The sequence below is a fragment of the Streptomyces sp. NPDC058683 genome (assembly GCF_042716195.1).
In the GTDB taxonomy this organism is placed as follows: domain Bacteria; phylum Actinomycetota; class Actinomycetes; order Streptomycetales; family Streptomycetaceae; genus Streptomyces.
On record NZ_JBHXSK010000003.1, the window covers coordinates 73,337 to 84,984 of the forward strand.

Annotated in this window: 12 protein-coding genes and 1 pseudogene; 6 read left to right on the top strand and 7 right to left on the bottom strand. The window is 70.5% G+C overall.

Annotation, left to right across the window (positions count from 1 at the left end; translation table 11 throughout):
• Positions 1 to 1,227, bottom strand: coding sequence for an acyl-CoA dehydrogenase family protein (locus tag ACFWXC_RS04160; protein ID WP_384472727.1), 1,227 nt, complete (start codon positions 1,225 to 1,227; stop codon positions 1 to 3).
• A gap of 256 nt (positions 1,228 to 1,483) precedes the next feature.
• Here ACFWXC_RS04160 and ACFWXC_RS04165 point away from each other — a divergent pair, with 256 nt between their 5' ends.
• Positions 1,484 to 2,242 (top strand): intradiol ring-cleavage dioxygenase, encoded by a 759-nt coding sequence (locus ACFWXC_RS04165; RefSeq protein WP_384472730.1) that lies wholly within the window; start codon positions 1,484 to 1,486, stop codon positions 2,240 to 2,242.
• 38 nt (positions 2,243 to 2,280) lie between these two features.
• Here the strand turns inward: ACFWXC_RS04165 and ACFWXC_RS04170 are convergent, their stop codons facing one another.
• Positions 2,281 to 2,745: an ATP-binding protein gene (locus ACFWXC_RS04170; protein WP_384472733.1), complete on the bottom strand. Its 465-nt coding sequence runs from the start codon at positions 2,743 to 2,745 to the stop codon at positions 2,281 to 2,283.
• A gap of 129 nt (positions 2,746 to 2,874) precedes the next feature.
• On the opposite strand from ACFWXC_RS04170, the gene ACFWXC_RS04175 reads away from it, so the two are divergent.
• Positions 2,875 to 3,696, top strand: a complete 822-nt coding sequence (locus ACFWXC_RS04175; RefSeq protein WP_384472736.1) for a Scr1 family TA system antitoxin-like transcriptional regulator — start codon at positions 2,875 to 2,877, stop codon at positions 3,694 to 3,696.
• Positions 3,693 to 3,935 carry a DUF397 domain-containing protein gene (locus ACFWXC_RS04180; protein WP_384472739.1) on the top strand — a complete coding sequence of 81 codons (243 nt, stop codon included), beginning with the start codon at positions 3,693 to 3,695 and terminating at the stop codon, positions 3,933 to 3,935. The genes ACFWXC_RS04175 and ACFWXC_RS04180 overlap by 4 nt, the downstream gene beginning before the upstream one ends.
• Here the strand turns inward: ACFWXC_RS04180 and ACFWXC_RS04185 are convergent, their stop codons facing one another.
• From ACFWXC_RS04185 to ACFWXC_RS04195, 3 genes are all read right to left on the bottom strand, one after another.
• Complete coding sequence (locus tag ACFWXC_RS04185) at positions 3,936 to 4,421, bottom strand: hypothetical protein (protein ID WP_384472742.1); 486 nt, start codon at positions 4,419 to 4,421, stop codon at positions 3,936 to 3,938.
• Positions 4,422 to 4,558: 137 nt separating this feature from the next.
• Positions 4,559 to 5,857, bottom strand: a complete 1,299-nt coding sequence (locus ACFWXC_RS04190) for a peptidase S8 (RefSeq protein ID WP_384472745.1) — start codon at positions 5,855 to 5,857, stop codon at positions 4,559 to 4,561.
• Complete coding sequence (locus ACFWXC_RS04195) at positions 5,854 to 8,193, bottom strand: hypothetical protein (RefSeq protein WP_384472747.1); 2,340 nt, start codon at positions 8,191 to 8,193, stop codon at positions 5,854 to 5,856. Before ACFWXC_RS04195 ends, ACFWXC_RS04190 begins: the two co-directional genes overlap by 4 nt.
• A 59-nt stretch (positions 8,194 to 8,252) precedes the next feature.
• On the opposite strand from ACFWXC_RS04195, the gene ACFWXC_RS04200 reads away from it, so the two are divergent.
• A complete protein-coding gene (locus ACFWXC_RS04200; protein ID WP_384472750.1) occupies positions 8,253 to 8,486 on the top strand; it encodes a hypothetical protein in 234 nt (77 codons plus the stop codon).
• A 9-nt stretch (positions 8,487 to 8,495) separates the two neighbouring features.
• Here ACFWXC_RS04200 and ACFWXC_RS04205 read toward each other — a convergent pair whose 3' ends face one another.
• Entirely contained in the window at positions 8,496 to 9,518 is a 1,023-nt protein-coding gene (locus ACFWXC_RS04205; RefSeq protein WP_384472752.1) for an LD-carboxypeptidase, read from the bottom strand.
• Between the two features lie 84 nt (positions 9,519 to 9,602).
• Here ACFWXC_RS04205 and ACFWXC_RS04210 point away from each other — a divergent pair.
• Positions 9,603 to 9,743 (top strand): annotated as a pseudogene (locus ACFWXC_RS04210) (maleylpyruvate isomerase N-terminal domain-containing protein); the annotation flags it as partial.
• Between the two features lie 113 nt (positions 9,744 to 9,856).
• Positions 9,857 to 10,867, top strand: coding sequence for a GlxA family transcriptional regulator (locus ACFWXC_RS04215; RefSeq protein WP_384472755.1), 1,011 nt, complete (start codon positions 9,857 to 9,859; stop codon positions 10,865 to 10,867).
• A gap of 16 nt (positions 10,868 to 10,883) precedes the next feature.
• Here ACFWXC_RS04215 and ACFWXC_RS04220 read toward each other — a convergent pair whose 3' ends face one another.
• Positions 10,884 to 11,636 carry an SDR family NAD(P)-dependent oxidoreductase gene (locus tag ACFWXC_RS04220; protein ID WP_384472758.1) on the bottom strand — a complete coding sequence of 251 codons (753 nt, stop codon included), beginning with the start codon at positions 11,634 to 11,636 and terminating at the stop codon, positions 10,884 to 10,886.
• Between the last annotated feature and the right edge of the window lie 12 nt (positions 11,637 to 11,648).

Genomic DNA, 11,648 nt, shown 5'->3' on the forward strand with positions numbered 1-11,648 from the left:
TCACTTCACGAAGGCGCTCAGGCCGCCGGTGACGGCGCGTCCCACGATCAGGGTCTGGATCTCCCGCGTGCCCTCGTACGAGTAGAGGGCCTCGGCGTCGGCGACGAAGCGGCCGACCTTGTAGTCCAGGACGATGCCGTTGCCGGCCAGCAGCTCCCGGGCCCATCCGACGCTCTCCCGCATCCGCACGGTGCAGTACGCCTTCGCCAGGGCGGAGTGCTCGTCCTTGAAGATCCCGGCGTCCTGCAACTGGGCCAGGCGCACCACCATCCCGCACGAGGCGGTGGCATTGCCGAGCATCTTCACCAGCAGGTCCTGGACGAGCTGGAAGCCGCCGATCGGGCGCCCGAACTGCTCGCGTTCCTTCGCGTACTGCAACGCGATCTCGTACGCGCCGAACATCACCCCCACGGCCTGCCAGGCCACCCCGCTGCGCGTCTGGCGCAGGATGCCGGCGGTGTCCTTGAACGAGTTCGCGTTCTGCAGCCGGTTGGCCTCGGGAACGCGACAGCCGTCGAGCACGATGTCGGCGTTCTGCACGATCCGCAGCGCCATCTTGTTCTCGATCTTCGTCGCCGTGAACCCGGGGGTGTCCTTCTCCACGACGAAGCCGAGCACGTGGTTCGTCTCGGTGTCCCGCGCCCAGATGACGACCAGGTCGGCGAAGGTCGCGTTGCCGATCCACCGCTTGGCCCCGTCGAGGATCCAGCCGTCGCCGTCGCGGCGCGCGGTCGTCTTCAGGCCGCCGGCCACGTCGGAGCCCCCGTGCGGCTCGGTCAGCCCGAAGGCACCGATCTTCTCGAAGCGGCTCATCGCCGGCAGCCACCGCTGCTTCTGCTCCTCGGAGCCACAGGCGAGGATCGAGCCCATGGCGAGCCCCGTGTGCACGCCGGAGAAGGTCGCCAGGGACGCGTCGACATGACCGAATTCCAGCGCGAGGAATCCCGAAAGGAGATTGCTCGGCTTGGATTCCGCGGAGGCCGGGTCCGCCCAGTCCACCAGCCCGAGCCTGCCGAATCCCTCCACCAGCTGGAAGGGGAACTCGGCCCGGGCCCAGTAGTCGTCGACGAGGGGAGCGGCCTGCGTGTTGAGGAACTCACGGACGCGCTCGATCTTCTCCCGCTCGCCGTCCGTCAGCAGTTCCTCGAAGGAGTAGAAGTCGGCGGGCAGCCGCCCTTTGTCCAGGTAGGGACCGGACGGTGTGGGCAGAAGCGGGGTGGCACCCATGGAAATCCTCCTCCAGCACGGTTCTCTGGCGCGATTAGACCCGGATCCCGCACCGATTCCCGCGCGCCCTCGCCGTTCAGGGGGTGCCCTCGCCGCGGCGAACGACCCTAATGGCCCCCTTCGTGCCCGGTACCGGCGCGTTCCGCGGCGCCGAACGGTGTTCGTGCGTTCAGCTGTCTCACTCAGGACTTGACGGTTGTTCACTTTGCTGAACTGACAGCTTTCCGACAGCAACCATTCCTACGGTGCCGTGTTCATGACAGACATTTCAGAAGGTGCCCGCTCCGTCGGGCGCCGTGCCGTACTCGTCGCCACCGGGACGACCGCCGCTGCCCTGGCCGTAGGTGCAGCGGTCTCGACCGAGGCCCCCGCGGCAGTCGCCGCCCCCGACCTCAAGCCGGCCGCCGCCGCGGCGGTCTGCACCCTCACGGAGGAACTGACCGAAGGCCCCTACTACCTCGACGGCGCGCTGGTCCGCACCGACATCACCGAAGGCAAGGCGGGCATAGCGCTCAAGCTCGTCCTCACCGTCGTCAACTCCGCCTGCACCGTCATCCCCAACGCCCTCGTGGAGGTCTGGCACTCCGACGCGCTCGGCGAGTACTCCGGGTACGTCGGCAACAACGGTCACAGCGAGCCCGACGACGGCACGTTCCTGCGCGGCGGCGTCCTCACCAACTCCAGCGGCGTCGCCAACATCACGACCATCTACCCGGGCTGGTACCGGGGCCGCGCCATCCACATCCACGTGAAGGTCCACACGGGCGTCACCCTGACCTCCGACGGCTCCTTCACCGGCGGCAGGACCCTGCACACGGGCCAGCTCTTCATCAACGAGACCATCACCACGGCGGTCGCCAAGGTCTCGCCCTACTCGACCAACACGGTCACCCGCACCACCCTCGCCCAGGACTCGATCTACGACGACGGCGGCGCCACCTCCGGCCTGATGACCGTCACCGGCTCCACCACCGCCGGCTACACCGGCACGCTCACCCTCGGCGTCTCCAGCTGACGCCCCGGGCCCCGGGGGCACGTCCCCCGGGGCCCCGCTCAGGGTCTGCGCCGGAACGGCAGGTCCACCTCGGCCCGTACGGTCTTGCCCGGTGCGTCGGCGCAGTCCCTGCTCAGCACCTCCCACCGATCGGCCAGCGCGTCCACCAGCACGAGCCCGCGCCCGCCGTCGTCCAGCGGCCCGCCCGGCCGTACGACGCCGGGTGCGGGCGGCCGCCGTTCGGCCAGGGTGTCCGTGACCTCGACCCGCACGCTCCCCGTCACCAGCGACACCCGCAGCTCGAAGTCCCGCCCCGGCACCCGCCCGTGCGTCACGGCGTTGGCCGCCAGCTCCGCGACGATCACCGACACCTTGTCGATCACCTCCGCCGCCGCGAACGGCCCGCCCCACGCGTGGAGTTGGGCGACGGCGAGATGACGGGCGAGGCGGGCGCCACGCGGGGTGGCACTGAGCCGCTGGGCGAGTGTTCGACTCACGGTGACGGCGGTGGGGGGAGCGTCCATGCACCCAATCTGCCGCCCCGGACCAGCACTTCTCCAGCTGAGAGCCGCGTACGCTGGGCCCGCGTACGCGGTGACGCACTGGACCGTACTGGTCACTGGCCGTGACCATGGGGGGTGGAGGTGGCCTACGTGGGCGATGGAGTGGAGCCGGAGTCGTCGGACAGTCTGCGGACCTTCGGAGCGGTGCTCCAGGCGTTGCGCGAGCACGCGGGGCTCAGCAGGGAGGAGTTCGCGGAACAGGTGCGGTTCTCGAAACACACGGTGGCATCGGTGGAGTTGGGGAGGCGGATGCCGGACGAGTCATTGGTGGAGGCGTCGGAGGGGGTGCTGGGGAATACGGGAGCCTTGCGGCGGGCGGCCGTACATCTGATGCGGCAACCGGGGTTGGCGGCTTGGTTTCGGCAGTGGGCGAGGTTGGAGTCACTGGCGATCACCCTGTACACCTACGAGTGCCGCATGCTCCCCGGGCTGCTCCAGACGAAGGCGTACGCGGAGGCGCTGTCCGAGGCTCAACTGCCACCATTGGACGACGCGCAAATCGAGGAGCGGTGGGCCGCACGAGCCGAGCGCCAGAAACTGCTGCTGGAACGGCCGAACTCCGCGTTCAGCTTCATCCTCGAAGAGCATCTGTTCCTGCGGCGCACCGGCGGAGCGGACGTCACTCGCGGCCTCATCGACCATGTGCTGGAGGTCTCCGAGTTCCGGAACGTCGAGATTCAGGTCATGCCTGTCGTCCAGGAGGCACACGCGGGACTACAAGGACCGATCCGCTTGTTGGAAACCCCTGAGAACAAGTGGTACGCCTACAACGAGGGCCAGGAAAGCGGGCAGTTGATCGCCGACGCAAAAGTGGTCAGTGTTCTCCAGAGGCGGTATGCCAGGATGCGTTCGCAGGCTCTCACCATCCAGGACTCCGTGAGCCTGTTGCAACGGATGCGAGGGGACTTATGAGGACATCCGACCTGGCGTGGTTCAAGAGCAGCTACAGCAGCGCTTCCGGCGATGACTGCATCGAAGTCGCCCTCTCCTGGCGCAAGTCGACCTACAGCAGCGGCGGTTCCGGCGACTGCCTCGAAGTAGCCACCTGCCCCACCACCATCCACGTCCGCGACTCCAAGCACCGCCAAGGCCCCGCGCTCGCCCTCTCCCCCGCCGCCTGGGCCGGCTTCCTCACGTACGCGGGGAAGTGATCAGGGCGCCGCGGTGGCCCGGTCCATGATCTGCTGGAGCCGGGCCTTCGACACGCTCTTCGGGATCTCGGTCGTCAGGCCGGTCTCCTTGGTGAAGGCGAGTCCCCCGTTGTAGACGCCACCGCCGCACTCGTCGGACTGGAAGTCGAGCTTCTTGCGGGCGGACGCGTCGACGAGCGGCTCGGTGCTGCCCCTGCGGGTCACCCGGAAGCGGACCGTGCCGAGATCGGGGCCGATGTCGTCCGGCAGCGGCAGGGTGACGAGCGAGACGCTCTCCTTCCGCAACCGGTCCTCGACGCACGTGCCGTTCGCGCACAACCGTACGGAGGCTCCGGCCAGATCTCCGTACCCCTCCTGCGCGAAGAACACACCGACCTGGGCCACCACACCGACACCGGCGCACGCTGTCGTGTCGGCGCAACCGGTCACGCCCGCGAGGAGCGCGGCGACACCGCCGAGCACCCGCGCGTATCTGATCGGGTTCACCACCGCGTCACCCCTCCCGGAAGCGCCTACTCCGCCAGGGAGATGTCGGTGAAGAGTACTCGGCACACACACCGTCGTCGTACTCGTACCGCTTCCTGATCTCGGTGGGGGCCGACGGTGCCGGCCCCCACCGACGGTCAGAACGCCGCGAGGCCGTTCGGCGAGCCGTTGCCCGTGGGCCCGTCGTAGCCGGTGACCCCGTTGCACTGGTAGTCGCCGCCGCAGTCCACGCGCTCCGCGTTGGTGCCGCCCACGACGTCGTTGAGCCCCGCCGTGCCGCCGTAGAAGTACGACGCGTCCGCGTACCGCTCCGGGTTGCCCGCCAGGGCGATGACCCCGGCGATGTACGGCGCGGACGCGCTGGTGCCGCCGATGACGAGCCACCCGGCATAGCCGCCGTAGCTGTCGTACACCGCGGGCCCCGTCAGCGGGTCGGCGACCGCCGCGACGTCGGCGACCATCCGGCCGGGGCAGTTCTGGTCGGTCTGCCAGGCCGGTTTGTCGATCCACGCCGAGCAGCCGCTGCCGGCGCCGCCGGTGGAGTTGCCCCACGCCTGTTCGGTCCAGCCACGGGCGTTGGCCGCCCGGCTGAGCGAGGTGCCGCCGACCGCGGTGACACTGGTGAGATCGGCCGGCCAGTTCGGCACGCCGTACCCGTAGTCGCCGGAGGACACGGTGATCGCCACTCCCGGGTGGCTGTAGGAGGCCGAGTAGCTCTGCAGTCCGTTCGTCTCGGCTGTGCCATAGCTGTTGGACACCTCGGTGGCGCCGAGCGCGACCGCCGTGTCCACCGCCTGGGACAGACTGGCGACGCTCGCGTCGTCGCCCTCCACGAGCAGGATGTGACAGTCCGGACAGGCCGCGGACACCATGTCCAGGTCGAGGGAGATCTCGACGCCCCAGCCGCGGTCGACCGGCAGCGGTGCGCTCTGCCCCCGCTGATTGACCTTGCGGAAGCAGCCGTTGGCCGTCGTGCAGGGCGGCAGGCCGTACGTCTGCCGGTACACCGCCAGATCGGCCTCGGCCTTCGGGTCGTCGCCGGCGTCGATGACCGCCACCGTCTGGTCCGCGCCGCCCGAACTCGGCAGGTTGTAGGCCGCGTCCAGGTCGGCGGGACCGTAACCGCTGGGCAGGGTGGTGGCGGTCGCGGTCGTACTGCCCGCGGCGTTCGGGCCCCGGACCCCCTTGCCGCCGTCGATGTCGGTGCGGACCAGGGAGAAGCACCGCGCGAAGCCGGGGCTCGCGGCGCCGCACGCCGGGGTCACGTTCGCGGTGGACGCGGTGGACGCGGTGGAAGCGGCGGATGCGGTCGCGCCGGTGCGGTCGGCGCCGCCGGTGCTCTGCGAAGGCGTGCCCGCGAAGGAGACCGACGGAGCCGCGGCCGCCACCGCGGCGGTCAGGGCCACCAGCAGCACGCGGATACGGGCCGGGGTCATCGGGTGCCTCCACTGGCGGCGATGGTGTACGCGTTGGTGATGGTCTGGGTGATCGAGCCGCCGGCCGCGTCGGTCGCGGTCACCTTGATCGCGGGTGAAGTGCGGCGCGCGGCAACCGGGTTGAGCCACGCGGCCTGGTAGGTCCCGTTCAGGCCCACGACGAGCGCGGGCTTCCAGGTGGTGCCTCCGTCGTAGGAGACGGACACCTTCGCCGAGGTGATCCGGGAGTGCGAGCCGGCGCCGTCGTAGGAGACATGACCGACGTCGAGCCGCATGGTCTGGATCAGCTGGTCACTCGTGTTGTTGTGGTCGGAGGTCAGCCGGTAGCCGAGGGTCAGGGCCGGCAGGATCCGGCAGGGAGTGGCCGCCGACTCGCCGAAGCAGGTGTCCGCGTCGGGCAGCGCGCTGCCGCCACCCTGACGCGCGGGGTACCGGAACGTCAGGTCGGTGTGCGTCCTGGTCGACTGGCTGAACCTCGGATTGGCGCTCAGGTCGGTGTCGTACACCGTGCGGTAGGTCGTCGGCGTCGTCGGCGCCCCCTGGAGCTGGACGCCGTACTGGTTCGTCGACTCGAAGACCTGCTGCCCGTCCGCGTACAGGGTGAGGTGCTGCGGCAGCGCCCCGAAGGTGTAGAAGCCGATGTGCGTCGAAACGCTGTCGACCGCGGGGTTCAGGACCAACATGAGGTTCGACCCCGCCGCGCAGGCGGAGCAGAACTGGGATCCGACGTGGTGGGCGAGCGCGGGCTTCAGCGGGCCGTGGTTCCAGTCGACCGAGTACGAGCGGCCGCCGGCGAAGGTGAGGGGATCGGCGTACTGCCACACGGAGCTCGGGGAACTGGCCATCTGCGCCCAGGCGCCGCCGTCACCCGTGCCGAGGTATTCCGTCAGGTCGGCGGGCCACGGCTGCCCGTCCCACGGGCTGATCCGCGTGCCCCCACCGGCGGCGTTGTAGGAGTCGACGAAGCCGGTCAGCAGGGAGCCGCGGCGACTGTTGTCCGCGGCGGGGTCGATGGCGAGGCGCTGGTGCACCGTGGCGAGCGTGCGGGCCGTCTCCACATGCGTCTGGTCCGCGGGCACCCCGTCCGACCCGTACGCCAGGTCGTAGCGGTACGCGTCGCTCGCCGTGGTCGCCGTGCCACCCCACTGGATGACGTCGTGGATCTCACCGACCTCGGCGGCGGGCTGCGCGTTGGTGTACAGCGGGGTGCTGCCCCACATCGTCAGCAGCATGCCGGCCAGGGCGCCGGTCGCGTCCCGCCGGAAGTACTGCGCCATGACGATGTCCTGGACCGCCGGACGGGGTGTCCGGACCGAGAACAGGGAGCTCGCGGCGGTCTCGTCGAGCGACACCGTGGTGGTCCCGGTGGCGGACACGGTGAAGTCGCTGAGGGTGAACTGGCGCACGGCGGACAGCCGGCCCTGCGTGTCGTAGTCGTAGAAGAGGCCGTAGAGCCCGTAGTTCCCGGCCGGCACCGCGACGCGCGCGACGCCGTTCACCGTGGTGACGGAGGTGTTCTCACGCGTGAACGCATCCGTGTTGTACAGCTGCAGGTAGGCGGTGGCCGGCAGACCGGTCAGCCCCGTCGCGTCGATCTGCAGGATCTTCAGGGGGTACTTGGGGCTGACGGTTCCGTCGGGAGTGCCTTCGGCGTGCGCGCCGGCCAGGCTCATCGAGGTCAGCCCGTCGAACAGCGGTGTGCTGCCCGGCTGACGGCCCGCGGCCACGTCGGTGCCGATCGCCCTGCGCAGCGCCGCGGTGAACGCGGTGCCCGAGGAGGCGGTCAGATATCCCTGCGCGGTGGCACCGGCCGCGGAGGTCAGGGTGACCCCCGCGGGCCCGGTCGGCGTCGTGCCCGGGGCGAAGGACAGGTCGACGGATATTCGGCCGCCGTCGGCGCTGGCAACGTTGTCAGAGGCTGCGCCGGCGGTGCCGGAACCTTCCTGGTCCTGTGCGAGCCGGGTGATGTCGAAGAGCGAGAGGTCGAGTCCGTTGCCCAGGTAGGGCATCGCCACCGCGGGGATGGCGTAGTGGTCGCCGGACGCGTCGTCGTACGACTCGATGGCGCCGTCCTCGCCCGCGGCGGGGAGCACGACGTACGTGGGCCGCTGACCGGGCCGGGTGGTCACGACGATCTGGTCGCCCGTCACCAGCGTGACGGTCGTCGTGTCGGTGCTGACACCGGTCGCCGTCAACGAGGTGGCGACCGTGCCGGTACCGGCGTCCGCCGCGGCGGGAAGGGTGGTCAGGAGAGCGCAGGCCAGGCCGACGGCGACGGCGGCGAGACGACGCCGGTCGGCGTGTTTCTTCGGGGGTCTGAGCAGGGGGAACGGCATCGGGTGTCCAGCCTCCTCGGGTTCGGGCATGAGAACTCGCCGCAGAGAGGCCACACTTCGTGCGCGACGGCGACTTTGCACCCGAAGTCGTGACCTTGAACTGGGGCAAGCACGCCGCCTTTGGCGCGTGGTTCGCGATCAGTATCGGGACGCTGGAGGGATCGCACAAGAACGCCGCGTCGCCCGGGCTCCGGCTTCCGATGGATCGTCAGAAGGCTTTCCGCGGGCGGCCGTTGCCCGGGCGCTTGGTCTCCGTGACGTTCTGTGGGCTGCCGAGCCCGTCGGCCTGCTGACCGCGTTGCTCAGCCGGCCGGTTCCGTCACCGTGAGCGGGCGTACCGCCGGTTCGAGCAGTGCCAAGGTCCGCTGCCGCGCGTCCAGGGCGACGCGGATGCCGACCGGCATCGGCAGATTCGGGCCGGCGTGTCCGAACTCGACGTTGCCCAGGACCGGGATGTCACGGTCGCCGAGGACGTCGAGGACGATCTCGGGCAGGGTCGGGGACGCGTCGGGTGAGTCGAGTCCGTCGATCGCGTGCGGGACGCCCACGACCATGCCGGAGATCCGGTCGAGGATGCCGCAGTGCCGCAGTACCTGTAGATAGCTCCACACATAGGAGGCCTGGCCGCCCGTCTCCTCCCAGAACAGCACCGCGCCGTCGAACCGTTCGAGCGGCAGCGCGTACGGCGTCGCCTGCGCCAGCACGATGCGATTGATCACCCCGCCGATCAGCCGGCCTTCGGCGCGGCCGGCCCGCCAGCACTCCCACGACGGGGTGGCCGGCAGCGCACCGATCGGCTCCGTAGCGGTCAGCAGCGTCGAGTAGAGCTTTTCGAGTTCCGCTCTGCGCGCTGCGGGCGCGGCCTGCCAGTGGCCGCCGAGTCCAGGGGTGGCCAGGTCGGCGTGGAAGCCGACCAGACCCGTGCGTGCGTAGAGCACCAGATGCAGCAGCGAGATGTCGCTGTAGCCGAGGATCGGCTTGGGGTCGGCCACGATCGCCTCGAAGTCGATCAGGTCGAGGTAGCCGAGCGCCGTCTGGCCGCCGTCATGCGCGATGATCGCGCGCACCTCGGGATCACGCAGCAGAGCGTTGAACTCCCGGGCGATCTCCGCCGGCGCTGCCGCGCTCCACCAACGGTGCCGCCCTGCTTCGAGGAGCGGTGCCCGACGCACACGGAATCCCATCCGCTCGAGCACGACCACCGCCTGGTCGAGGTCGGGCTCGTACACGGCATGGAGCGGCCCGGACAGCGAGGCGACAACGACGAGGTCTCCGGGCCTCAGGGCACGGGGTCGAAGCAGGTGAGGCAGTACGGAACCGGTCACCGACGCAGTGTTCCAACACGTGCAACGACGCGCTACACCTTTACCGATCGACCGCCCGGCGGGCCGAGTCCGTAGGTTACGAACGTGGATCTCTTCTCACGCTCGTGGACGGCCTTGCGCACCGCGGTCGCCGAACTCCCGGACGAGGACTTCGCACGGCCCTCGGGGTGCAGGGGCTGGCTGGTGCGGAACATGGTCTGTCACCTGGTCGTCGATGCCCAGGATCGGCCGCCCCGTGGGCCGCGGCGGCGTCGGGCATCGGGCGGGTCTGTGCGATCAGCGCCTGTGAGGGCGTGACGCGCGATGGCCACATGGACGGCTGGCGATAGAATCGTGCCATGTCCGCCGACATCGACTTCCTTCCCACCCGCCCCCACCGGGTCGTCGTGCTCGCCCTCGACGGGGTCTACCCCTTCGAGCTGGGCATCCCGAACCGGGTCTTCCCGTGCGTGCCCGGCGCCTACGAGGTGCTGACCTGCGCGGCGACCGACGACCGTACGGTGGCGACCAACGCCGACTTCACGGTCACCGTCGGGCACGGGCCCGAGGTACTGGAGAGCGCGGACACCGTGGTCGTACCGCCGTACGACATGTCGCGGATCACGGACGAGCTGCCCGCACCGGTCGCCGCCGCGCTCGCGCGGATCCGGCCCGGTGCCCGGATCGTCTCCATCTGCACGGGGGCGTTCACGCTCGCCGCGGCCGGGCTGCTCGACGGGCGGCCCGCGACGACGCACTGGGCGCTGACGCCCCGGTTCCGGCGGATGTTCCCCCAGGTCGCCCTGGATCCCGACGTGCTGTTCATCGACGACGGTGACGTGCTGACCTCCGCGGGCGCCGCCTCCGGTGTCGACGTCTGCCTGCACATCGTCCGCTCCGACCACGGCAGCGCGGTCGCCAACAGCGTGGCCCGGCAGTGTGTCGTACCGCCGTGGCGGGACGGCGGCCAGGCGCAGTACATCGAGCAGCCGGTGCCGGACGAGAGCGCCACCGGGACCGCGGCCACCCGGGCCTGGGCCCTGGAGAACCTGGAACGGCCGCTGGCCCTGCGGGAGTTGGCGGATCATGCCCGGATGAGCCAGCGCACCTTCGCGCGCCGCTTCCTGGACGAGACCGGCGTCAGTCCCGGCCGCTGGCTGATCCAGCAGCGGGTGCACCGGGCCCGCCACCTGCTGGAGACCAGCGACCTGGCGATCGACCGCATCGCCGCGGAGGTCGGCTTCGCCACCGGCACGTCCCTGCGGCAGCACCTGCACGCGGCGATAGGGGTGTCCCCGCAGGCGTACCGGAACACGTTCCGGGCGACAGCGACAGCGACGGCGACGGCGACGGCGACGGCCCGGGGCTGAACGCCGCGCGACGGGGTCAGGCGTTCCAGCCGCCGTCGACGTCGAGGTCGCTTCCCGTGATGTAGGAGGCCTCGGGGCTCGCCAGGAAGGCGACGGCCGCCGCGACCTCCTCCGGGCGGGCGTAGCGGTGGAAGGGGGCGAGGGAGAGCAGGAGCCTGCCGGTGTCGCTGTCCTGCGGGATGCCCATGTCCGTGGTGGCGAAGGCCGACACCACGGTGTTGACGGTGATGTTCCGCGGGGCGAGTTCATGGGCCCAGGAGCGGCCGTACATGGCGACGGCGGCCTTGGTCGCGCCGTAGTCGCCGAAGCCCGCCGCGAAGGCCCGCTTCCCCGTGATCGTGCCGATGCTGATGATCCGGCCGCCGTCGGGCATGACCGTCACGGCCTCGGTGGTCGTGGCCACCAGTCCGTGGACGTTGACGGCCCACAGCCGGTCCGAGTCCTGCCGTGACAGCGAACCCAGGGGGCCGCCGCCGAGGAACACGGCCGCGTTGTTCACGAGGATGTCGACACGCCCGAACCGGTCGGCGACCTCCCGGACGACACCGGCCGCCTCCTCCCGCACCCCCTGGTCGGCCCGGAAGCTCTCCGCCCGGACCCCGTTCTTCTCCAGCTCCCGGACCACCTCCGCGGCCTTCTCGGCCGACTTCTCGAAGGTGACGGCCACGTCGGCGCCCGCGGCGGCCAGCCGCCGGGCCGCGGCCGCCCCGAGGCCCCGGCTGCCGCCGGTGACGAGCGCGACCTTGCCCCGCAGGTTCTTCTCCACCACAGCTCTGTCCCT

Coding starts and splice junctions, on each gene's coding strand:
- ACFWXC_RS04180 (WP_384472739.1), top strand. CDS start 3,693: ATGAGGACATCCGACCTGGCGTGGTTCAAGAGCAGCTACAGCAGCGCT.
- ACFWXC_RS04160 (WP_384472727.1), bottom strand. CDS start 1,227: ATGGGTGCCACCCCGCTTCTGCCCACACCGTCCGGTCCCTACCTGGAC.
- ACFWXC_RS04165 (WP_384472730.1), top strand. CDS start 1,484: ATGACAGACATTTCAGAAGGTGCCCGCTCCGTCGGGCGCCGTGCCGTA.
- ACFWXC_RS04195 (WP_384472747.1), bottom strand. CDS start 8,193: ATGCCGTTCCCCCTGCTCAGACCCCCGAAGAAACACGCCGACCGGCGT.
- ACFWXC_RS04190 (WP_384472745.1), bottom strand. CDS start 5,857: ATGACCCCGGCCCGTATCCGCGTGCTGCTGGTGGCCCTGACCGCCGCG.
- ACFWXC_RS04215 (WP_384472755.1), top strand. CDS start 9,857: ATGTCCGCCGACATCGACTTCCTTCCCACCCGCCCCCACCGGGTCGTC.
- ACFWXC_RS04170 (WP_384472733.1), bottom strand. CDS start 2,745: ATGGACGCTCCCCCCACCGCCGTCACCGTGAGTCGAACACTCGCCCAG.